This window comes from Bradyrhizobium elkanii WSM2783, from assembly GCF_000472865.1.
In the GTDB taxonomy this organism is placed as follows: domain Bacteria; phylum Pseudomonadota; class Alphaproteobacteria; order Rhizobiales; family Xanthobacteraceae; genus Bradyrhizobium; species Bradyrhizobium elkanii_A.
Genome location: NZ_AXAP01000105.1, coordinates 1 through 20,015 on the forward strand (window position 1 = coordinate 1; position 20,015 = coordinate 20,015).

Annotated in this window: 17 protein-coding genes and 2 pseudogenes; 9 read left to right on the forward strand and 10 right to left on the reverse strand. The window is 63.6% G+C overall.

Annotated elements, in window-relative coordinates; translation table 11 throughout:
• Nucleotides 1-252: pseudogene (locus YY7_RS62360) on the forward strand (IS4 family transposase); the annotation flags it as partial.
• A 53-nt stretch (nt 253-305) separates the two neighbouring features.
• On the opposite strand, the gene YY7_RS0143815 reads toward YY7_RS62360, so the two are convergent.
• The 7 genes from YY7_RS0143815 to hpaR all read right to left on the reverse strand — a co-directional run bounded on the left by YY7_RS0143815 (nt 306) and on the right by hpaR (nt 7,721).
• Complete coding sequence (locus YY7_RS0143815; protein ID WP_028168640.1) at nt 306-1,085, reverse strand: HpcH/HpaI aldolase family protein; 780 nt, start codon at nt 1,083-1,085, stop codon at nt 306-308.
• A 119-nt stretch (nt 1,086-1,204) separates the two neighbouring features.
• On the reverse strand, nt 1,205-2,290 hold the full coding sequence (locus YY7_RS0143820; protein WP_028168641.1) for a malate/lactate/ureidoglycolate dehydrogenase: 1,086 nt from the start codon (nt 2,288-2,290) through the stop codon (nt 1,205-1,207).
• A 70-nt stretch (nt 2,291-2,360) separates the two neighbouring features.
• Nucleotides 2,361-3,089: an ABC transporter ATP-binding protein gene (locus YY7_RS0143825; RefSeq protein WP_028168642.1), complete on the reverse strand. Its 729-nt coding sequence runs from the start codon at nt 3,087-3,089 to the stop codon at nt 2,361-2,363.
• Nucleotides 3,089-4,867 (reverse strand): branched-chain amino acid ABC transporter ATP-binding protein/permease, encoded by a 1,779-nt coding sequence (locus tag YY7_RS0143830; protein WP_028168643.1) that lies wholly within the window; start codon nt 4,865-4,867, stop codon nt 3,089-3,091. Before YY7_RS0143830 ends, YY7_RS0143825 begins: the two co-directional genes overlap by 1 nt.
• A complete protein-coding gene (locus tag YY7_RS0143835; protein ID WP_028168644.1) occupies nt 4,864-5,739 on the reverse strand; it encodes a branched-chain amino acid ABC transporter permease in 876 nt (291 codons plus the stop codon). The genes YY7_RS0143830 and YY7_RS0143835 overlap by 4 nt, the downstream gene beginning before the upstream one ends.
• 85 nt (nt 5,740-5,824) lie before the next feature.
• On the reverse strand, nt 5,825-6,970 hold the full coding sequence (locus YY7_RS0143840) for an ABC transporter substrate-binding protein (RefSeq protein WP_028168645.1): 1,146 nt from the start codon (nt 6,968-6,970) through the stop codon (nt 5,825-5,827).
• Between the two features lie 286 nt (nt 6,971-7,256).
• Nucleotides 7,257-7,721: a homoprotocatechuate degradation operon regulator HpaR gene (gene hpaR / locus YY7_RS0143845; protein WP_051397253.1), complete on the reverse strand. Its 465-nt coding sequence runs from the start codon at nt 7,719-7,721 to the stop codon at nt 7,257-7,259.
• 164 nt (nt 7,722-7,885) lie between these two features.
• On the opposite strand from hpaR, the gene YY7_RS0143850 reads away from it, so the two are divergent.
• The 4 genes from YY7_RS0143850 to YY7_RS0143865 all read left to right on the forward strand — a co-directional run bounded on the left by YY7_RS0143850 (nt 7,886) and on the right by YY7_RS0143865 (nt 12,695).
• Nucleotides 7,886-8,284 (forward strand): 5-carboxymethyl-2-hydroxymuconate Delta-isomerase, encoded by a 399-nt coding sequence (locus tag YY7_RS0143850; protein ID WP_028168647.1) that lies wholly within the window; start codon nt 7,886-7,888, stop codon nt 8,282-8,284.
• On the forward strand, nt 8,277-9,818 hold the full coding sequence (hpaE, locus tag YY7_RS0143855) for a 5-carboxymethyl-2-hydroxymuconate semialdehyde dehydrogenase (RefSeq protein ID WP_028168648.1): 1,542 nt from the start codon (nt 8,277-8,279) through the stop codon (nt 9,816-9,818). The genes YY7_RS0143850 and hpaE overlap by 8 nt, the downstream gene beginning before the upstream one ends.
• A gap of 188 nt (nt 9,819-10,006) precedes the next feature.
• Complete coding sequence (hpaD, locus tag YY7_RS0143860; protein ID WP_028168649.1) at nt 10,007-10,990, forward strand: 3,4-dihydroxyphenylacetate 2,3-dioxygenase; 984 nt, start codon at nt 10,007-10,009, stop codon at nt 10,988-10,990.
• Nucleotides 10,991-11,066: 76 nt separating this feature from the next.
• Nucleotides 11,067-12,695 carry a thiamine pyrophosphate-dependent enzyme gene (locus YY7_RS0143865; RefSeq protein WP_028168650.1) on the forward strand — a complete coding sequence of 543 codons (1,629 nt, stop codon included), beginning with the start codon at nt 11,067-11,069 and terminating at the stop codon, nt 12,693-12,695.
• Nucleotides 12,696-12,812: 117 nt separating this feature from the next.
• On the opposite strand, the gene alkB is transcribed toward YY7_RS0143865, so the two are convergent.
• The 3 genes and pseudogenes from alkB to YY7_RS0143880 form a co-directional block, all read right to left on the reverse strand.
• Nucleotides 12,813-13,463 carry a DNA oxidative demethylase AlkB gene (gene alkB / locus YY7_RS0143870; RefSeq protein ID WP_028168651.1) on the reverse strand — a complete coding sequence of 217 codons (651 nt, stop codon included), beginning with the start codon at nt 13,461-13,463 and terminating at the stop codon, nt 12,813-12,815.
• 259 nt (nt 13,464-13,722) lie between these two features.
• Nucleotides 13,723-14,404: pseudogene (locus YY7_RS54970) on the reverse strand (DUF2848 domain-containing protein).
• A complete protein-coding gene (locus YY7_RS0143880; protein ID WP_028168652.1) occupies nt 14,397-15,746 on the reverse strand; it encodes an amidase in 1,350 nt (449 codons plus the stop codon). The pseudogene YY7_RS54970 and the gene YY7_RS0143880 overlap by 8 nt, the downstream one beginning before the upstream one ends.
• A 218-nt stretch (nt 15,747-15,964) precedes the next feature.
• Between YY7_RS0143880 and YY7_RS0143885 the strand changes: the two genes are divergently transcribed.
• From YY7_RS0143885 to YY7_RS0143900, 4 genes are all read left to right on the forward strand, one after another.
• A complete protein-coding gene (locus tag YY7_RS0143885) occupies nt 15,965-16,378 on the forward strand; it encodes a Zn-ribbon domain-containing OB-fold protein (protein WP_028168653.1) in 414 nt (137 codons plus the stop codon).
• A 4-nt stretch (nt 16,379-16,382) separates the two neighbouring features.
• Nucleotides 16,383-17,522, forward strand: a complete 1,140-nt coding sequence (locus YY7_RS0143890; protein ID WP_028168654.1) for a thiolase C-terminal domain-containing protein — start codon at nt 16,383-16,385, stop codon at nt 17,520-17,522.
• 132 nt (nt 17,523-17,654) lie between these two features.
• Nucleotides 17,655-18,569 carry an SDR family oxidoreductase gene (locus tag YY7_RS0143895; RefSeq protein WP_028168655.1) on the forward strand — a complete coding sequence of 305 codons (915 nt, stop codon included), beginning with the start codon at nt 17,655-17,657 and terminating at the stop codon, nt 18,567-18,569.
• Nucleotides 18,570-18,836: 267 nt separating this feature from the next.
• Nucleotides 18,837-19,949: an SMP-30/gluconolactonase/LRE family protein gene (locus tag YY7_RS0143900; protein WP_028168656.1), complete on the forward strand. Its 1,113-nt coding sequence runs from the start codon at nt 18,837-18,839 to the stop codon at nt 19,947-19,949.
• The last annotated feature ends 66 nt before the right edge of the window (nt 19,950-20,015 follow it).

The following is a 20,015-nucleotide window of genomic DNA, read 5'->3' on the forward strand; positions in this document are numbered from 1 at the left end:
CGCAAGTTCCTCGGCACCAACGACAATGCTATCCGCCTGCAGGTGCTCGCTGCGATGATTGCCTACCTGTTGTTGCGCATCGCCGCGCGCGCCAACTGCGTCAAGATGCTCCCTCTCAGGCTGGCCGAACTGATCCGCCAGTTTCTGTTCACCCGTCGATCCCTGGCCGCGATCAACGAGCCGCCACCTATCAATCCCAGTAAGCCCAAATCGCGAACTTCCCCGAACCAATTGGCATTTTGCTATGGCTGATTTTCCCCGGACAGCCCTGCGCGAAGAGCGGGGAGAGGGAGATAGAGAGACCGTTACGCTTTCCCGCCAGACTCTTTGCGGGTCTGATTCACCTGCATCTTGGCGTAGGTCATCATCAACCCGCTCTCGTTCGAGAGCGTGACAAGCTTGAAGCCCATGTTGATCGCACGCACCGCGCCTTCGGCGCCGCTGCAGTGGATCCCGGGGTTGAGGCCGCGCTTTCCGCACTCCTTGATGATCTTCTCGTAGATCTTGAGGATCTCCGGCTCGTCGCGGTCGAGCTTCGGCACTAGGCCATAGGAGAAGCCGAGATCGGACGGACCGATATAGACACCGTCGATGCCCTCGACGTCGAGGATCGCTTCCATGTTCTCGACCGCGGTCCTGGTTTCCATCATCGGCAGCAACACGATCTCATCGTTCGCGGTCTGCTGATAGGTGCCGGCCGAGCCGTACATGCCGGAGCGGATCGGGCCGTTCGAGCGCGTGCCCTTCGGCGGATACTTGGCATAAGAGACGAGGTTCTTCGCTTCCTGCGGCGTGTTGATCATCGGGCAGATCACGCCGTAAGCGCCGCCGTCGAGCACCTTGCCGATGATGCCGGGCTCGTTCCAGGGTACGCGCACCATCGGCGTCACCGGATGGCCGTTCATGGCCTGGAAGCATTGCACCATCGACAGATAATCCTGCACACCGTGCTGCATGTCGACGGTGACGCTGTCGAAACCGCACTGCGCGATCACTTCGGCCGAAAAGCCCGACGGGATCGCCAGCCATGCGTTGACAACGGCTTTGCCCGACGCCCAGATTTGCTTGACCTTGTTATTCGCCACTTTGCCTTCCTTCCGTTTTCGATCTCGGCCGTCATTGCGAGGAGCACTAGCGATGAAGCAATCCATGCTTCAGCACGCGGCGCTATGGATTGCTTCCGCCTTCGCTCACAATGGCGGAATCACGCCGTTGCCCGCTGGATGCTGACTTCGCTGACGCCGACTTCGCGCGCGGTGTTCACTATCGCCGCCCAGGTGTCGTCAGGCAAGGGGATGCCGTTCCTGGTGCGCTCGGCGCGGGTTTTTCTTTCGGGGTCGCCGGGGATCAGCACCTTGTCGGTGCCGGCGATCGGCTTGGTCTCGCGAATGAAGTCCACATAGCGCGAGATTTCGCCGTCGAAGAAATTGGCGGGATCGACCACCTTGGGATCGACGTAGAATGCCAGCATGCCATTGGCAAAACGCCGGTTCGGCGCGGTCGCTCCCGTTCCGGTCAGTGCGCCGCCGAGCAGTTCGCAGATGAACGCCAGACCAGAGCCCTTGTGCTCGCCGAAGGCACGGATCGCGCCCGTGCCCTTGGTGTGATCGCGCGGCCCGTCCGGGGTGTAGGGCCCGTACAACACATGCGGATCCTCGCTCAAGGTTCCGTCGGAATCGACCAGCGCGCCAACAGGCAGTTTCTTGCCGCCGCGGCTCGCGACAAGGACCTTGCCCTCGGCGACAACGGAGGTGGCGAAATCGAGCACGATCGGATCCTGGCCTTCGCGCGGAATACCGACGCAATAGGGCGCAGTCGACAGCCGCTTCTCGACGCCGCCGAACGGCGCGACCAGCAGCGAGCCCGCGGCATTGACGAAATGCACCGACACCAGCCCTTCGGCGGCGGCCATCTCGGCCCAATCGCCGACGCGGCCGATATGGCCGGCATTGCGCAGCGCAACTGCAGCGAGCCCGGCCTTCTTGCACTTTTCGATGCCGATCTTGACGGCGACCGGCGTAACGGTCTGCCCGTAACCGAACTTGCCGTCGACGACGGCCAGCGAGGGCGTATCGACCACGACCTCGGCGGTCTGGTTCGGAACCACCGAGCCCATCTTCTTCCAGCGGATGTAGACGGGCACGCGGATCACGCCGTGGCTGTCGTGCCCGGTGAGATTGGCGGTGGTCAGATATGTTGCAATGCGACGGGCTTCTTCGGGCGAGGATTCGGCGTGGGAAAAGACTTCAGCAACGAAATTGATGAGATTATCGACCTTGATCGTCACCATGGATATGTCACTCGCTCCTTGGTTTGGAGCATGATCCTTCCGGGACACCGGCTCCTCCGGATCATGCTTCTTATGCGCTGGCCTTGGCGTGACCGCCGAGATAGGCCGCAGCGACGGCCTCGTTGCCCCACAATTCATCGGGCTTGCCGCCAAGCACAATCCGCCCCGTTTCCAGGACGAAGCCGTGATCGGCGACGGAAAGTCCCATGCGCGCATTTTGCTCAACAAGCAAGACCGTGGTGTCTTTCCTGATCTGCGAAATGATGCGGAACACCGCCTGCACGATGACGGGCGCAAGTCCCAGCGATGGCTCGTCCAGCAACAGCAGCCGCGGCTTCGCCATTAACCCGCGGGCGACGGCAACCATCTGCAATTGACCGCCGGACAGCGTCCAGCCCAGCGCGTCGGCGAAGGCGCGGATATCCGGGAACAGGTCAAACATCGCATCCGCCTCGCGCGAGATCTGCGCCGACGAAGCCTTTCGGTTCGACGCGCCGAGCATGATGTTTTCCTTGACCGTGAGGCCCGGGAACACCCGCCTGCCCTCCGGCACATGCGAGATGCCGAGCCGGACGATCGCTTCCGGCCCGAGGCCGGCGATCGATTGTCCATCGAACAGGATTTCGCCGGACGTGGGCTTGGCGAGCCCCGAGATCGCGCGGAGCGTGGTGGATTTGCCGGCGCCGTTGGCGCCGAGCAAGGTCACCACCTGCCCTGCCTCGACGGCGATGGTGACGCCGCGCAGCGCTTCGATTTCGCCGTAGCGGACCACGAGATTGCGGATTTCCAGCAGCGGCATCATTCGCTCCCGAGATAGGCGGAGACGACATCGGGATGGCGCAGCACCGCCATGGATTCGCCGTCCGCGATGCGGCGACCGAAATTGAGCACGGTGATGTGCTGGGCGGCTTCGGAGACGAGCGTCATATCGTGATCGATGATCAGGATGGTCAGGCCTTGCGCTGCGATGCGCTTGAGCAGTTCATGCAATTCGAGCTTCTCGGTCGAGTTCAGCCCTGCAGCCGGCTCGTCCAGCAAGAGCAGCGTCGGATTGGCAGCGAGCGCGCGCGCAATCTCGATCAGGCGCTGGTGGCCGTAGGAGAAGCTCGAGATCAGCTCGTTGGCGCGGTTGCCAAGGCCGACGAAGTTCAGCGCCTCCATCGCCCGTTCGGTCAGTGCGTCCTCGCCCTTCCCGATCATGGTGTTGCCGGGCCGCTCGGCGCCGATCTCGACATTCTCGAGCGCCGTCATCGAACGGAACAGGCGGATGTTCTGGAACGTGCGCCCGAGGCCCGCAGCCGTGCGCTGGTGCGGCGGCATGTGGGTGATGTCGGTGCCGTCGAGCACGATCTTGCCCGAGGTCGCCTCGTAGAGGCCGGACAGCACGTTGAGCGTCGTGGTCTTGCCGGAGCCGTTCGGCCCGATCAGCGCGTGGACGCCGCCGCGCCTCACCGCGATGTCGACGCCGTCGACCGCTTTCAGGCCGCCGAAATGTTTCGAAAGTCCGGTGACCTCCAGCACGTACTCGCCGCCGACGGTCGCGGGCTTCAACTGCAGCGCGGCCGCCACAGGCGGCGCCTTGGTGTGCGCACGCCAGCGGTTGAAGGCATCGGCGACGAAGCCCCAGATGCCGTCAGGCATGAAGCGGATGATCAGGATCACGAACAGGCCGTAAATAGCCAGGTAGAGCCCGGGCACGCTCTTGAGGAAGCGCAGCCATTCCGGGATCAGGATCAACAGCCCGGTGCCGATCGCCGAGCCGATCGGCGAAGCGACGCCGCCGAGCAGCGACATCGTCAGGAACACGATCGATTCCGCAAAGGAGAATTGATCGGGGCTGACATAGGCGAAGCCACCGGCAAACAGGCCGCCCGCCAGGCCGCCGAGCAGCGCACAAAGCGCGAAGGCATAGATCTTGGTGCGGAACACGTCGATGCCGTTGACGCCGGCCGCGAGTTCGTTGTCGCGCACCGCCCGCATCGCGCGGCCGAGCTTGGTATCGGAGAGATGCCAGACCAGATAGCCGACGATCGCGAGCATGGCGACGCAGAAAGCGAGATAGCTCTGCGACGTCTGGAACAGCTCGGGACGACGGATATTGGGGACGCCGTCAGGCCCGCGCGTCAGCCAGATCGCGTTGATCATCACAAGCGTGACGATCTGCTGGAACGAGATCGTCACCATCGCGAGGTAATGCCCGCCGAGCCGCAAGGTCGACATGCCCAGGAACGCGCCGGCAAGCAGCGCGATCGCGCAGCCGCCGACGAGGCAGAGCCAGAAGCTGAGATGCAGGTCGGTCGTTCCAATGCCGACCGCATAGGCGCCGAGCCCGAAGAACGCCGCCTGCGCCAGATTGATCTGGCCGCACAGCCCGAGCACGACCGACAGGCCGAACACCGCGATTGAGAACGTCGTCGCCTGCAGCAGGATGTTGAGGATGTAGCCGTCGAACCGCAAGCCTGCGGCAAGCGCCACCAGGATCGCCGCACCGATGAAATACGGCAAATGGCGGATCACAAGCGGTTTCGAGCGGACGGCGGGTGCCGGGATCGGCACGTTGTCGCTGGGGGCGCTCATGCTTTCTCCGCCACGCGTTCGCCGAAGATGCCCTGCGGCCGGAAGATCAGGAAGGCGACCAGGACCAGGAAGGCAAAACCATCCTTGTAGGGAACCGAGATGTACGCCGCGCCAAAGGTCTCGATGACGCCGAGCGCGAGCCCGCCGATAATGGCGCCGGCGACATCGCCGAAGCCGCCGATAATGGTGGCCGCAAACGCCTTCAGGGCGATCGTCGAGCCCATCTGGATCGAGACGAACAGCACCGGCGCAACGAGAATGCCGGCCAGACCGCCGAGCACGGCGGAATAGATGAAGGTGATCATGATCATGGTGGAGACGGAAATGCCAAGCAGCGAGGCCATTTCCTTGTCCTGCGAGGTCGCCTGCAGCTTCTTGCCGAGCAGCGTCTTCTCGAAGAACCAGTAATTGAAGAACACGAGCGCGATCGTCACCGCGATGATCAACAGATACTGGCTATCGAGATAAACAGGACCAAGCTGGATGCCGGGCGTATCGAACCAGCCCTGCAGCACCTGCGGCTGCGGGCCGTAGATCGCCAGCACCGAATTCGACAGCAGGATCGAGGCGCCGATCGTGGCGATGATGACAGGCAGGAACGTGCGGTGGCGCAGCGGATAATAAACGCCGAGATTGAAGATCACGCCGAGCAGCGCCATCCCGCCGAGCGCGATCAGGAATGACAGCCAGTAGGGCCAGCCGAGATCGACAGCGAACACCACCATCAGATAGGCGGCAACCATGGAGAATTCGCCTTGGGCGAAATTCACCACATTGGTGGCGCGGAAGATCAGCACGAAACCGAGCGCGACCAGCGCGTAAACGGCCCCGATGCCGATGCCGGTAAACAGCAGTTGAAGGACGAGATCCATGACAAGCTTCGGTTAGGAGGAACCCAAAGAATTCGCCGAAAGGTTTTCGGCCTCTCCGTGGAGAACGAAGAGGCCGAAAACGTGGTCAATCGTTGAATTCAATGTGCTTGTCGAAAACGATATTGCCCTTGTCGTTTTTCACGATGTTGTAGCCGTGGAGCCCGTCGCCGTTCTGGTCGAAATTATACTCTCCTTCGGCGCCGGGGAATTTCTTGATCGACAGGATCGCCTCGCGGATTTTTGCAGGCTCGGTCGAGCCGGCCTTGTTGATCGCCGCCGCCAGCACGGTGACCGCGTCATAGGGCCAGGAGCTCTGGTTATCCGGTGCGACCTTGACCGCATCACGATAGAGCTTGCCGAACGCCTTGGAAGCTTCGCTGGAATCTTCCGCGTAGTCCGCGACACCATAGGTGTTGTACAGCGCAGGCCCGGCGAGTTTCAGCGCGGTGATATTGACGATCGAGGGCGAGCCAACCCAGGGAATGTTGACGCCGAGCTGGCGCAACTGCCGGGCAAAGATGCCGAGGTCGTTTTCGAAGGTGAAGTAGGATCCGAGGATATCGGCGCCGGACTGCTTGATCGCGAGCACGACCGGAGTGAAGTCCTGGCTCTGGTTGGCATAGCCCTGGTCGAGCAAGGGCGGGGCTCCGAGCTTTTCCAACGCAGCGGTCAGAGCCTTGCCACCTGCAGTGCCAAAAGCGTCGGTGGAATGCAGCACGGCCCATTTCTTCTTGCCGAGCGTGTTGACGCCATACTCGGCGATGACGCGCCCGGAATAGCTGTCATTCGGACGGAAACGGAACAGCCACTGATTGCCCATGTGCGTGAGGTTCGGATCGGTTCCCCCGATCATCACGGGCTTGCCAAGCTTGAGCACGTCGGGCGCCATGGCGTGCACCTGGGTCGACCTGATCGAACCAAGGAAGCCGACAATGTCGGACTGCGCAGCAAGCTTGGAGAAGGCCAGCACGATACCGGGATTGGTGGTCTGATCGTCTTCGATGATCAGCTCGGCCTGCTTGCCCAGGATGCCGCCGGCCTTGTTGACAGCCTCGAGTGCGAGCTTCGCGCCCTGGATGGCGTAGCGGCCGGATTCGGCAGCGGGACCGGTGACCGGCGCGCACATGCCGATCTTGATCGTGGCGCCTTGCGCTCTTGCGCTCGTGATGATGTGGGGGGCGGCAAGGCCGGCGACGACACCAGCCGCGAAATCGCGTCTCGTCAGTTTCATTGGTTTCTCCCTGAGGCCGGGCTTCTTCGTCGGCCCTTCTTGCTGTTGGCGATCCCGGGCGGGGCGCGAACCGCATGCGTACTTACGGACTCTCCGTCTCGGAGTAAATTGATATTGCGGTGTTTTCGACTAACGATGGAGATGCATCGCACAGGAAAGATGAATGCCGACGAGATCATGACTATTCCGGCAGATTCCGCGCGCCTGCCAATTCCTTTGTGCTCAAACGATGTGCAGGAAAGGCGAGCTATGCGTCCGAGCACACATCATCATGCAAATTTTGCATTTATTCGTCCGCCTCGCCCCTGCCCTCTTCCGCACCTGACAAGCTCGCAAGACTTTCCTCGAGCGCGCCCAGCATGGCCTGCAGCTCAGCAAGCTTGCGCGCGCCGTAACGTTTTGTAATGGCGGCGTAGATCGCTTCCGATGTCGGCGCGACCGCTTCGATCAGCTTCAATCCCCTCGGCGAGATCGACACCACGGCGCGACGCAGGTCCGCCTCCGCCGCACGGCGCTCGATCAGGCCGCGCGCTTCGAGGTCGCGCAGGATGCGCGACAGGCTCGGCCCCAGCAGGAAAGCGAGCCGCGCGAGGTCAGTGACCTCGATCGACTCCACCGATGTGAGCGCGCGCAGGATGCGCCATTGCTGCTCGGTCAGCGCATGATGACGCAGAGAGGGACGGAACTGCCGCATCACGGCCTCGCGCGCGCGCAAGAGCGACATCGGCAGCGAGCGCGAGAAGTCGCGCATCGGCCCGTGCCGCTTTGTCTCTGGCGTCGCGCGCGGCCGCGAACCGTTCAAGGATGATTTCTTACCTGGCATCGTCAATCTTTTGCGGCGCAACAAAGCGCAAATCAATTTACGCCGATACATTTAACATGTTAATCATTCCGGCGCATCAGGAGCGATCCACCTTGCCGCATTTCACCATCGAATATTCGGCCAACCTGGATTCCCGTCTCGACATGGGCGAAGTGGTCGAACTCGTGCGCAAGGCGGCAATCGAGACCGGCATCTTCCCGCTCGGCGGCATCCGTGTTCGCGCCGTCAGATGCGAGCACTACGCGATCGCCGACGGCCGAAACGACTACGCCTTCCTCGACATGGTGCTGCGGCTCGGAGAGGGGCGCGATCTCGCAACCCGCAAGAAGGCGGGAGACCATATCTTCAGGACGCTGTCGACCTATCTCGACCCGGTATTCGCTAGCAGCAAATTCGCGCTGTCGTTCGACATGCAGATCAACGACAAGGAGACGAGCTGGAAGCGCAACAACATCCACGATGCGCTGAAGGTGGAGACTGTCCATGGATAAAGCGAAGCCGAAATCGGCCGAACTATTCCAGGCCAACCGCGACCGCGCTGCGCCATTGCTGGCAAAGCTGAAGGCGGAGGGAATTGGCCACATGATCAACGGCAAGGTCGTGCCATCGATCTCCGGGCAGACATTTGAGACGAAGTCGCCGATCGACGGCGCCGTGCTGGCAAGTGTCGCGCGCGGCAATAATGAGGACATCGATCGCGCCGCGACCGCGGCCGCGCTCGCCTTCAAATCCTGGCGTGATATGTCGGCCTCGGTGCGGCGCAAGCTGCTCAATCGCGTGGCCGACGCGATCGAGGATCGTGCCGACGATATCGCGGTGCTGGAATGCATCGACACCGGCCAGGCGCATCGCTTCATGGCGAAAGCCGCAATCCGCGCGGCCGAAAATTTCCGTTTCTTCGCCGACAAATGCGCCGAGGCGCGCGACGGCCTCAACATGCCGAGCGAAGAGCACTGGAACATCTCTACGCGCGTGCCGATCGGACCGGTCGGCGTGATCACGCCGTGGAACACACCGTTCATGCTCTCGACCTGGAAGATCGCGCCCGCGCTCGCCGCCGGCTGCACGGTGGTGCATAAGCCCGCCGAATGGTCGCCGGTGACGGCTGATCTATTGGCAAAGCTGGTGAAGGAAGCTGATGTCCCCGACGGCGTGCTCAACACCGTGCATGGTTTCGGCGAGGAGGCCGGCAAGGCGCTGACCGAACATCCCGCGATCAAGGCGATCGGCTTTGTGGGCGAGAGCGCGACCGGGTCTGCGATCATGGCGCAGGGCGCGCCGACGCTGAAGCGGGTGCATTTCGAACTCGGCGGCAAGAACCCCGTGATCGTGTTCGAGGACGCCGATCTCGAGCGCGCGCTCGATGCGGTCGTGTTCATGATCTACTCGCTGAACGGCGAGCGCTGCACCTCCTCGAGCCGGCTCCTGGTGCAAGAGAGCATTGCGGAACGGTTCGTCGAAAAGCTCACGGCGCGGGTGAAGGCGCTCAAGGTTGGCCACCCCCTCGACCCCGCAACCGAGATCGGGCCGCTGATCCATGAGCGACACCTGGCAAAGGTCTGCTCCTATTTCGACGTGGCACGACAGGAAGGCGCGACGATCGCAGTCGGCGGCAAGCCGCATGACGGTCCGGGCGGCGGACATTATGTGCAGCCGACGCTCGTCACGGCCGCGCATTCCAAGATGCGGGTGGCGCAGGAAGAGGTGTTCGGACCTTTCCTCACCGTCATCCCGTTCCGCGATGAGCTTGATGCGGTCGAGATCGCCAACGGCGTGCAATATGGCCTCACCGGCTATGTCTGGACCGGCGACATGGGCCGCGCCCTGCGGGTGGCTGATACGCTCGAAGCGGGCATGATCTGGCTCAACTCGGAAAACGTCCGCCACCTGCCGACGCCGTTCGGCGGCATGAAATCGTCAGGCATCGGCCGCGACGGCGGCGATTATTCGTTCGACTTCTACATGGAAACCAAGCACGTCTCGCTGGCGCGCGGGACGCATAAGATACAGAGACTGGGAGTGTGATGGGCGCCACTGCATCGACAAAGACGGTGCCCCACCCCTCCCATAGGGAGAGGTCGAATTGCGCAGCAATTCGGGTGAGGGGTTGCGCTCTGTCGAGGGACCTGAGCCGCTCACCCGCGCCTACGGCGCGACCTCTCCCTATGGGAGAGGTGAAGACGAGACTGCCTTGAGCTAGGAGCAAAACATCGATGCCCGTTCCGCAGCACGTCTTCGATCCGCCGTTCAACATCATCCGCTGCAGCCACGTCGTGCTCGACGTGACCGACCTCGCCGCCAGCCGCGCGTTCTACGAGACCACGGTCGGGCTGCATGTCGAGGACGCGGACGACAAGGCAGTGTATCTGCGCGGCTCCGAGGAGCACCAGCATCACTCGCTGGTGCTGCGCAAGGCGCAAGTCGCAGCCTGCAGCCGGCTCGGCTTCAAGGTCGGCAACGATGGCGACCTCGACAAGGCGGCGGCGTTCTTCTCCGAGCACGGCATCGACTATCGCTTCGTCGATCAGCCGTTCCAGGGCCGCACCTTGCAGTTCTCCGATCCGTTCGGCTTCCAGCTCGAGCTCTACGCGGCGATGGAGAAGCGCCCGCACCTGCTCCGCCGCTATGACCTCTATAAGGGCTGCCACCCGCAGCGGCTGGATCATTTCAACGTCTTCGCCGCGGAGCTGCAGGACACCATCGATTTCTACGCGCGGCTCGGCTTTCGTCTCACCGAATATGGCGAGGAAGATGGCCCGAACGGACGGATCGCCGCGGCATGGATGCATCGCAAGGGCAATGTGCATGACCTCGCCTTCACCAATGGCAAGGGCCCTCGCCTGCACCATTTCGCCTATTGGGTGCCGACGGCAATGAACGTGCTGCATCTCTGCGACGTGATGGCGTCAAGCGGCTTCCTGAAGAACATGGAGCGCGGCCCCGGCCGCCACGGCATCTCCAACGCGTTCTTCCTCTACGTCAGGGATCCTGACGGCCACCGGCTCGAGCTCTACACCAGCGACTATTTCACGGGAGATCACGACCATGAGCCGCTGCGCTGGTCGCTGAAGGACCCGCGGCGCCAGACCTTGTGGGGCGCGCCCGCGCCGCGCTCCTGGTTCGAACAGGGCTCGCCCTTCACCGGACAGGCCGTGCGCGAACCGCTGTTCGTTGCCGATGTCACGATTGCGGATTGAGCGATCGGGGCCGAAGGCGTCGGTGTGTTGCGCAACGGCGTGGTCGACGAAGTCTGAGAAGCGGATGGATAACAAGATGAGCTCAACCAGCGGCGGCGAAGCGATCGTGGGCGGCCTCGTCGCCCACGGCGTCGACACGGTGTTCGGCCTGCCCGGCGCGCAGATCTATGGCCTGTTCGACGCCTTCCATCAGGCGCAGCTCAAGGTGATCGGCGCACGGCATGAGCAGGCCTGCGGCTACATGGCTTTCGGCTATGCACGCGCGAGTGGCCGTCCTGGCGTGTTCAGCGTGGTACCCGGCCCCGGCGTGCTCAACGCCAGCGCGGCGCTGCTCACCGCTTTCGGTTGCAACGAACCGGTGCTCTGCCTCACCGGGCAGGTGCCGACTGCATTCCTCGGCAGAGGCCGCGGCCATCTGCATGAGATGCCGGATCAACTCGCGACGCTGCGCACTTTCGTGAAATGGGCTGACCGCATCGAATATCCCGATGCGGCGCCGGCGATGGTCTCGCGCGCGTTCCAGGAGATGCTATCAGGCCGGCGCGGACCAACATCGCTCGAGATGCCCTGGGACGTCTTCACCCAGCGTGCGGCGGTCGCGCCATCAAAGCCGTTCGAGCCATTTCCGGCGCCACTGCCCGACCCTGACAGGATCAAGGCGGCGGCCACGCTGATCGCGGCGAGCAAGACGCCGATGATTTTTGTCGGCAGTGGCGCGATCGATGCCGGCGAAGAAATTCTTGAGCTTGCCGAAATGATCGACGCGCCCGTCGTCGCCTTCCGCAGCGGCCGCGGCATCGTCTCCAATGCGCATGAGCTCGGGCTGACCATGGCGGCCGCCTACAAATTGTGGCCGACGACCGATCTGATGATCGGGATCGGCACCCGCATGGAATTGCCGGCCTCGGGTTTCCGCTGGCCGTACCAGCCTCATGGCATCAAATCGATCCGCATCGACATCGATCCCGTCGAGATGCGCCGGCTCACGGCTGACGCCGCCATCGTGAGCGATGCCAAAGCCGGCACCGCCGAGCTGCTCGCGGCCGTGCGCAAGACTGGTCTTGGCAAGAGCGGCGGCCGGCTTACGGCGATCCGCGAAGCGACCGCGACGGCTGCGCGCGAAATCCAGCGCATCCAGCCGCAGATGGCTTACCTGAAGATTCTCCGCGAGGTGCTGCCTTCGAATGCCATCGTCACCGATGAGCTGTCGCAGGTCGGCTTCGCCTCCTGGTACGGCTTTCCCGTCTACGAGCCGCGCACCTTCATCACCTCGGGCTATCAGGGCACGCTCGGCTCCGGCTTTCCGACCGCGCTTGGCGCCAAGGTTGCCCACCCCGACAAGCCGGTCGTGGCCATCACCGGCGATGGTGGCTTCATGTTCGGCGTGCAGGAGCTTTCCACCGCCGTGCAATATCGCATCGGCGTGGTGACGCTCGTGTTCAACAACAACTCTTACGGCAATGTGCGGCGAGACCAGCGCGAACGCTTCGATGGCCGCGTGGTGGCGTCCGACCTCGTCAATCCGGATTTCGTCAAGCTCGCGGAATCCTTCGGCGCCGGTGCCGCGCGCGTCACCTCGCCGGATCATTTCCGTCCTGCGCTGGAAAAGGCGCTAGCCGATGGCGGGCCATACGTGATCGCGATCGAGGTGCCGACGGATTCAGAAGTGAGCCCGTGGGCGTTCATTCATCCGCCGAAACCTTGAGGCTATCATTCCGGGATGCGCCGAAGGCGCAGGCCCGGAATCCATGGCGCCGCCGGGTCACGGGGTGAAATGGATTCCGGGTTCGCGCTGCGCGCGCCCCGGAATGACGGAGGAGAGCTACCGGGTCTTTCTAAAGGTCAGATTGATCCGCTGTCGCCCAAGCACCGGGTGCTCCCCATCGGCGAGCGGCGCGACGCCGTGAAAGAACAATCGCGACGGCCCGCCCCACACCACGACATCGCCATGCGTCAGCCGGTACCGAGCCGTCTTGTCGCTGCGCTTTGGCCCACCAAACAGGAAGATCGCGGGCAGGCCGAGCGACACCGAGACGATCGGCGCGGCAAAATCCGTCTCGTCCTTGTCCTGGTGCAGCGACAGTTTTGTGCCTGGCTCGTAACGATTGACCAGGCAGGCATCCGGCGCAAAGTCATCAAAGCCGCCCTCCGCCGCTGCCTCGCGCGCCAGGCGCACGAGCACGGGCGGCATTGCCGGCCACGGCTTTCCGGATTCGGGATCGATGCCGTCATAGCGATAGCCGCTGCGGTCGGTGACCCAGCCAACCGTGCCGCAATTGGTCATCGCCACCGACATCTGATAGCCGCCTGGCGTGAACATGCGCCGGAACGGCGCCTGAGTGACGACCTCACGCAACGCCGGGATCAGTTCAGCATCCACTTTGCGCGCAAATCCGCGCAGGATCACCGCGCCTTCGGCGATCACCTCGCGGGCGGGGAGGTCGGCTAGGTTATCGAATAAGTCAACGGTCAAACCACAATACTCGCTTCGGTGTCGCTCATCACCCGCACGCTGGCCAAACCAATCCGTTACCGCCACCCGATTTCCGCAAAGCGTGAGCCCCCACCTACGGTGTCGTCCCGGGCTTGACCCGGGACCCATAACCACAGGCCTTCATTGTGTGCTCCGCTGCAACTGCTTGCACACCCCCCATAACTTCCTGTGGTTATGGGTCCCCGCTCCCGGGCGCAATTGCGCCCTAGGCGGGGACGACGGCGAATGTGCGGACCGGCTACCCCCGCACCGGCAGCGTCACCACATCATACGCATGGCGGATCGTTCGCTTCAGCACCGGGTCCTCCAGCTCGAACTCGAACCGGCTTGCCGGGCGGATGCCGCCCTTGGCGGCGAAGGTGCCGCCAAACATGGCGCAGCCGTCGGGCAGGCCCTTGCCGTCGAAGCCGCTCGCGATCAGGTCCTTGACCGGCAGCATGCCGTCGAGCGTGCCTTCCTGGTACAGCACGCGGTTGCCATCGATCCAGGCGTGGGAGGATCATCTGGTCCCAGTGGTCGATGACGTCTTCGAGCTCCCAGAGCTCGGAGGCGATCGGCTTGTCGCACATCTGCTTCGAAACCGTGACGCTGTAGCTCTCGACCTTGCGGTCGGTGTGATCGGAGCCGCAGCCGACGAAGACGCGGCCCTGCCAGCCGATCAATACGAACTCGACCTCACCGCTGGACTCCTCGCCGCAGACTTCGATGGTGTCCTCGGTGGTCAGCCGCCGCGCCGAGCAGCGATAGTAGATCGGCGTCGTCGCCAGCCTCGCAATGCCGAGCGCCTCGAGCTCGGCGATATGCTTGTCGCGCGCCACCGGATCGCGGCCGGTCCAGCCGGCGATCACCGCCTGGTCGATCGCGAGCGTCAGCGGCGTCGCCACGCCCTTGTCGTCGATGGTGAAAGTGAGGTCATACACGGATGATGGTCTCCATTGCGGCCGCGATCTCGAAGATGCGGCGATCCGATCCGCCTGCCGCCGCGACCATCAGACCGACCGGCACATCATCTTCACGATGGGCCGGCAGCGAGATGGCGCAGCCGTCGAGCACGTTGATCAGCGTGCAGTTGCGCAGCGCGCGCAGATTTTCCGCGGTGAACGCCTTGTCGTCTTCAAGATCGGCGATCTTCGGCGGCGTGTTGGCCGTGGTCGGCAGCAGCAGCGCGTCATAGGGCGCGATGCGCTTCTCGATGCGCGCGATGAAGGACTTTCGCGCGTTGAGAAGATCGATGTAGTCGGCGGCCAGATATCCCTCGCCGCGCGCGATGCGCGTGGCGACGCGGGGATCATAGATGTCACCCTTGCTGGCAAGCAGATAGCGGTGCCAGGCATAGCTTTCGGAAGCCGCAAACCCGCCCTTGCCGTTCATGATGCCGACATCGAGGAACTCCGGCACCTCGATCTTCTCGATCAGCGCACCAGCCTTCGACAGCGCCGCGAGCGCACGCTCGAACGTTTTGGCCACGGCATCATCGAGGTCATCGAGCGCAACCGTGGTCGGCACCGCAAAGCGAAGGCCTTTCACCGGCCGCGGCTGCAGCGGCGTCACCGGCTCGCCCGCGAGCACGGCATCGAGCGTCGCACAGCACGCGACCGAATTGGCGAGCGGACCGTAGCTGTCGAGCGAGAACGACAGCGGCACACCGCCATCAAGCGGGATGCGCCGCTGCGTCGGCTTGTAGCCGACGATGCTGTTGAAGGCCGCCGGGATCCGGCAGGAACCGCCGGTGTCGGTGCCGAGCGCGCCAAAGGCCATGCCGTCCGCGATCGATACCGCCGCACCGGACGACGAGCCGCCGGGCACATGACCGACGCTGCGGTTGTAGGCGCTCTTCGGTGTGCCGTAATGCGGATTGATGCCGATGCCGGAATAGGCGAACTCGGTCATGTTGGTACGGCCGATCACGACGAAGCCCGCCGCGCGCAGCCGCGCCACCACGGGTGCGTCAGCTTCCGCCGGCGCGGAATCCTCCAATGCGCGGGAGCCGGCGCGGGTCACCTGCCCCTTGATGTCGAACAGGTCCTTGATCGAAACGGGAATGCCGGCAAACGGTGACGGCGCCGCGTGCGCCTTGCGCAGGCGGTCCATCGCATCGGCGGCATCGAGCGCAGCTTCCTTGTCGACGTGAATGAACACGCGTTGCCCCTCGCCCGCGGGATCGGCGATCTTGGCGAGGCACTGCTCGACCAGTTGGCGGGCACTGGTGCGGCCGCTGTCGAGGTCTGCGGCGAGTGAGGCAAGGGTCGGATTGTCAGGCATGGCTTTCGATTTCAGGTCTCTTCAGGCGCGTTATTTGAGGCGCGGCAGATTTGCCGCGTGGCGGACTATTGCCCGAGACAGGCTGGCATACAAGCGCGCTGTCGTCTTCGGAATACCGCCATGCGATGGGAAACGCTGGACCGTTGACGGCGGATAGTCAATTGTCGCATCACGTTTTTGAACGAGGCCTGACGGCCTGGATCCAGGGAGGATGCCGAATGGCCGAAGCTGCACGCGCAAAACCGAAACCGACGCCGGAAACCCAGCATTTCTGGGATGGCACGCAGGTCGGCGAATTGCGCCTGCAGCGCTGCGACGCCTGCTCGCATGTCTATTTCCCGCCGCGCCCGTTCTGCCCGTCCTGCGCCTCGCGCAAGGTCAGCGTGTTCAAGGCGAGCGGCAAGGGCACACTCTACAGCTACGTCATCAATCACCGTCCCGCCGCGCCCGGCTTCACGCCGCCTTACGCCATTGCGGTGGTCGAACTCGACGAGGGCCCGCGCATGATGAGCAACATCATCGACTGCCCGCAGACGCCGGAAGCGCTCGAGCTCGACATGAAGTTGGAAGTCACGTTCGAGAAGCTCGACGACAAGATCACGCTTCCCTTGTTCCGTCCGGCGAAGGGTTAAAGAGATGCGCAGGAACCAGGTTGCCGTCGTCGGCGCGGCCGAGACCACCGAGCTCGGCGTCATCCCCAACATGTCGCAGCTCCAGCTCCACGCGGATGCGGCGCTCAACGCCATAGCCGATGCGGGGCTGAAGCTTTCCGACATCGACGGTTTCGCCACCGCGGTCGAGACGCCGCAGCAGGTCTGTCACTATCTCGGCATCAAGCCGACCTGGGTCGACGGCACGTCCGTCGGCGGCTGCTCGTTCATGCTGCATGTCCGCCACGCCGCGGCGGCGATCGAGGCCGGCCTCTGCAAGACCGTGCTGATCACCCATGCCGAAAGCGGCAAGTCGATGATCGGCAAGCAGCCGCGCTTCACGCCACCGGACAGCCTCAACGGCCAGTTCGAGGCGCCATTCGGCGTGTACGGGCCGCCGAGCATGTTCCCGATCCCGGTGCTGCGCTTCATGAAGACCTATGGCATCACCCACGAGCAGATCGCGATGGTGGCCGTCGTGCAGCGCGAATGGGCGGCCAAGAATCCGCGGGCGACGATGAAGGACCCGATCACGGTCGCCGACGTCCTCAACTCGCGGATGATCGCCTATCCCTTCCGCCTGCTGCAGTGCTGCCTCGTCACCGATGGCGGCGGCGCGCTGATCCTGACCTCGGCCGATCGCGCCAAGGATTTTCCGCAGAAGCCGGTCTACATCCTCGGCACCGGCGAGAGCGTGGAAACGCCGATGGTCAGCCAGATGGAGACCTTCAACTCCTCGCGTGCCTTCAAGGTCGCAGGCCCCCTCGCCTTCAAGGAGGCCGGCATCGCGCACAAGGACGTCGATCACCTCATGATCTACGACGCCTTTGCGCACCTGCCGCTGTTCGGCCTCGGCGATCTCGGCTTCATGCCGCATGAAGAGACCGGCAAGTTCATCGCCGACGGCAACACGCGCCCCGGCGGCAAGCTGCCGCTCAACACCAATGGCGGCGGCCTTTCCTACATGCATTCGGGCATGTATGGCATGTACGCGCTGCAGGAGAGCGTGCGCCAGATGCGCGGCATCGCGCCGGCGCAGGTGCCCGGCGCGAAGATCTCGGTGTGCCATGGCGTCGGCGGCATGTTCGCGGCATCAGGCACGATCATCTTCACGAACGAGAAGTAACAGCCCGTCATTCCGGGATGCGCCGTCAGGCGCAGGCCCGGAATCCATCGCGAGGCAAAAATGGATTCCGGGTTCGCGCTTCGCGCGCCCCGGAATGACGGTGTAATTCGGAAAGCATAGCGGAGAACCCTCATGACAAAATCACTGCAGGACAAGGTCATCATCGTCACCGGCGCAGGCCGCGGCATCGGGCGCGAGATCGCGCTGCTCTGCGCCGCCGAAGGCGCCAAGGTCGTGGTCAACGATCCCGGCGGCACGGCCGACGGCGCGGGATCGAGCGCCGCCCCGGCCGAGGAAGTGGTCGAAGAAATCAAGAAGCGCGGTGGCACCGCGGTCGCCAATTTCGAGTCGGTTGCGGAAGCGATCCCGGCCAGCAAGATCGTGAAGACCGCGACCGATCATTTCGGCCGGCTCGACGGCGTCGTCAACAATGCCGGCATCCTGCGCGACGCGATCTTCCACCGCATGAGCGTGGAGGCGTTCGAGGCCGTCATCAAGGTGCACCTGATGGGCTCGTTCTACGTCAGCCACGCCGCAGCGCGGCTGTTCCGCGAGCAGGAAAGCGGCTCCTTCGTGCACTTCACCTCGACCTCGGGCCTGATCGGCAATTTTGGCCAGGCCAACTACGCCGCCGCCAAGCTCGGCATCGTCGGCCTGTCGAAGTCGATCGCGCTCGACATGAGCCGCTTCAACGTGCGCTCCAACTGCGTCTCCCCGTTCGCCTGGACCCGCATGATCGGCACTATTCCAACCGAGACCGACGCCGAAAAGGCGCGCGTCGAAAAGATCAAGCAGATGGGCCCGGAGAAGATCGCGCCAGTCTGCGCCTATCTGCTCTCTGACGCCGCCAAGGACGTCACCGGGCAGATCTTTGGTGTACGCATGAACGAGATTTTCCTGTTCAGCCAGAATCGTCCGCTGCGCTCGGTGCACCGCGGCGAAGGCTGGACCCCGCAGACCATCGCCGAGCACGGCATGCCGGCCCTGCAGCCGTCGTTCTACAAGCTCGATCGCTCCGCCGACGTCTTCGGCTGGGACCCGATCTGACCGTCGATCCTCATGGTGAGGAGGCGCGCAGCGCCGTCTCGAACCATGAGGCCCCAATCTCCCCCCGTGGCCCATCCCTCGAGACGCCGCTTGCGCGGCTCCTCGGGATGAGGTCCGAGTGATGGTCTGACAACTTCATGACAGCGTTGTCCCGGCTCGCTCCCGGGACGACGCTATCTCCAGTTGTTTCGCAACGGCTGCCCGCATTATGCCGGAATGCGGGCGCATGAGTTCCTTCCCAACAACAAAAAAGCCTGGGAGGAAGTCATGAACAATCCAAACAATTCACCCAACCAGCAGGACGGCGGCGCGATCGGGCTCGACCGCCGGACGCTGTTGCGCAGTGCAACCGCGATTGCTGCAACTGCGGCGGTTGCGCCGGAAGCCTTCGGCCGCGATTTCGGTCGCAATGCGGAGCCGCAGCGCTATCCCGACCCCGATATCGTCGTGATCGATCCGAAGCGCTTCAAGGCCAAGGTCGGCAACACCGCGATCAAGCGTCTCTACACGGGCTGCCTGTGGGCCGAGGGGCCGGCCTGGAACGCGCAGGGGCAATATCTGGTCTGGAGCGACATCCCCGCCAACCGGCAGCTTCGCTATCTCGACGACGACGGCCACATCTCGGAGCAGTTCCACAAACCGTCGAACGAGGCCAACGGCAACTCCTTCGATTTCGAGGGACGGCAGATTTCAGCCGAACGCACGCGGCTGGTGCGCTACGAGCACAACGGTACGGTCACCACGCTGGCCCAGGAGGCCAACGGCAAGCCGCTGAACGGGCCGAACGATATGGTGGTCCACCCCAACGACAAGTCGATCTGGTTCACCGATCCCGGCTATGGCGCGATCTCGATCTATGAGGGACAACTGGCCAACACCGGCTCGGTGCAGCCCTACCAGAAGGAAGCGGTGTACCGGATCGATGGACAGTCCGGCCAGATCACCAAGGTTGCAGACGAGCCGTTCAAGCCGAACGGCATCGCCTTCAGCCACGACTACAAGAAGCTCTATGTCTGCGACACCGGCATCACGCACTATCCGAACGCCAACAACGTGGTCTGGAGCTACGACATCAATGGCGACAAGCTGTCCAACCCGAAGCAGTTGATCGACATGAAGCTCGACGGCAAGTCAGGCTTCCCCGACGGACTGCGCGTCGACACCGAGGGCAACATCTGGGTCGGCGCCGGCTGGGTCGGCCCGGGCTATGACGGCGTGCAGGTGTTCGCGCCCGACGGCACGCGGATCGGCCAGATCCTGCTGCCCGAGACCTGCGCCAATGTCTGCTTCGGCGGCAAGAAGCGCAATCGCCTGTTCATGACCGCGAGCCAATCGCTCTATGCAGTCTATGTGGAGACGCAGGGCGCGCATAATTGTTGAGGAGGGGCGCCACCCATCCACCCGTCGTCCCCGCCTAGGGCGCTATTGCACCCGGGAGCGGGGACC

Coding starts and splice junctions, on each gene's coding strand:
- YY7_RS0143865 (WP_028168650.1), top strand. CDS start 11,067: ATGAGCTCAACCAGCGGCGGCGAAGCGATCGTGGGCGGCCTCGTCGCC.
- YY7_RS0143835 (WP_028168644.1), bottom strand. CDS start 5,739: ATGGATCTCGTCCTTCAACTGCTGTTTACCGGCATCGGCATCGGGGCC.
- YY7_RS0143840 (WP_028168645.1), bottom strand. CDS start 6,970: ATGAAACTGACGAGACGCGATTTCGCGGCTGGTGTCGTCGCCGGCCTT.
- YY7_RS0143825 (WP_028168642.1), bottom strand. CDS start 3,089: ATGCCGCTGCTGGAAATCCGCAATCTCGTGGTCCGCTACGGCGAAATC.
- YY7_RS0143880 (WP_028168652.1), bottom strand. CDS start 15,746: ATGCCTGACAATCCGACCCTTGCCTCACTCGCCGCAGACCTCGACAGC.
- YY7_RS0143820 (WP_028168641.1), bottom strand. CDS start 2,290: ATGGTGACGATCAAGGTCGATAATCTCATCAATTTCGTTGCTGAAGTC.
- YY7_RS0143900 (WP_028168656.1), top strand. CDS start 18,837: ATGAACAATCCAAACAATTCACCCAACCAGCAGGACGGCGGCGCGATC.
- hpaE (WP_028168648.1), top strand. CDS start 8,277: ATGGATAAAGCGAAGCCGAAATCGGCCGAACTATTCCAGGCCAACCGC.
- YY7_RS0143830 (WP_028168643.1), bottom strand. CDS start 4,867: ATGAGCGCCCCCAGCGACAACGTGCCGATCCCGGCACCCGCCGTCCGC.
- YY7_RS0143895 (WP_028168655.1), top strand. CDS start 17,655: ATGACAAAATCACTGCAGGACAAGGTCATCATCGTCACCGGCGCAGGC.
- YY7_RS0143885 (WP_028168653.1), top strand. CDS start 15,965: ATGGCCGAAGCTGCACGCGCAAAACCGAAACCGACGCCGGAAACCCAG.
- YY7_RS0143890 (WP_028168654.1), top strand. CDS start 16,383: ATGCGCAGGAACCAGGTTGCCGTCGTCGGCGCGGCCGAGACCACCGAG.
- hpaR (WP_051397253.1), bottom strand. CDS start 7,721: ATGCGCGACTTCTCGCGCTCGCTGCCGATGTCGCTCTTGCGCGCGCGC.
- hpaD (WP_028168649.1), top strand. CDS start 10,007: ATGCCCGTTCCGCAGCACGTCTTCGATCCGCCGTTCAACATCATCCGC.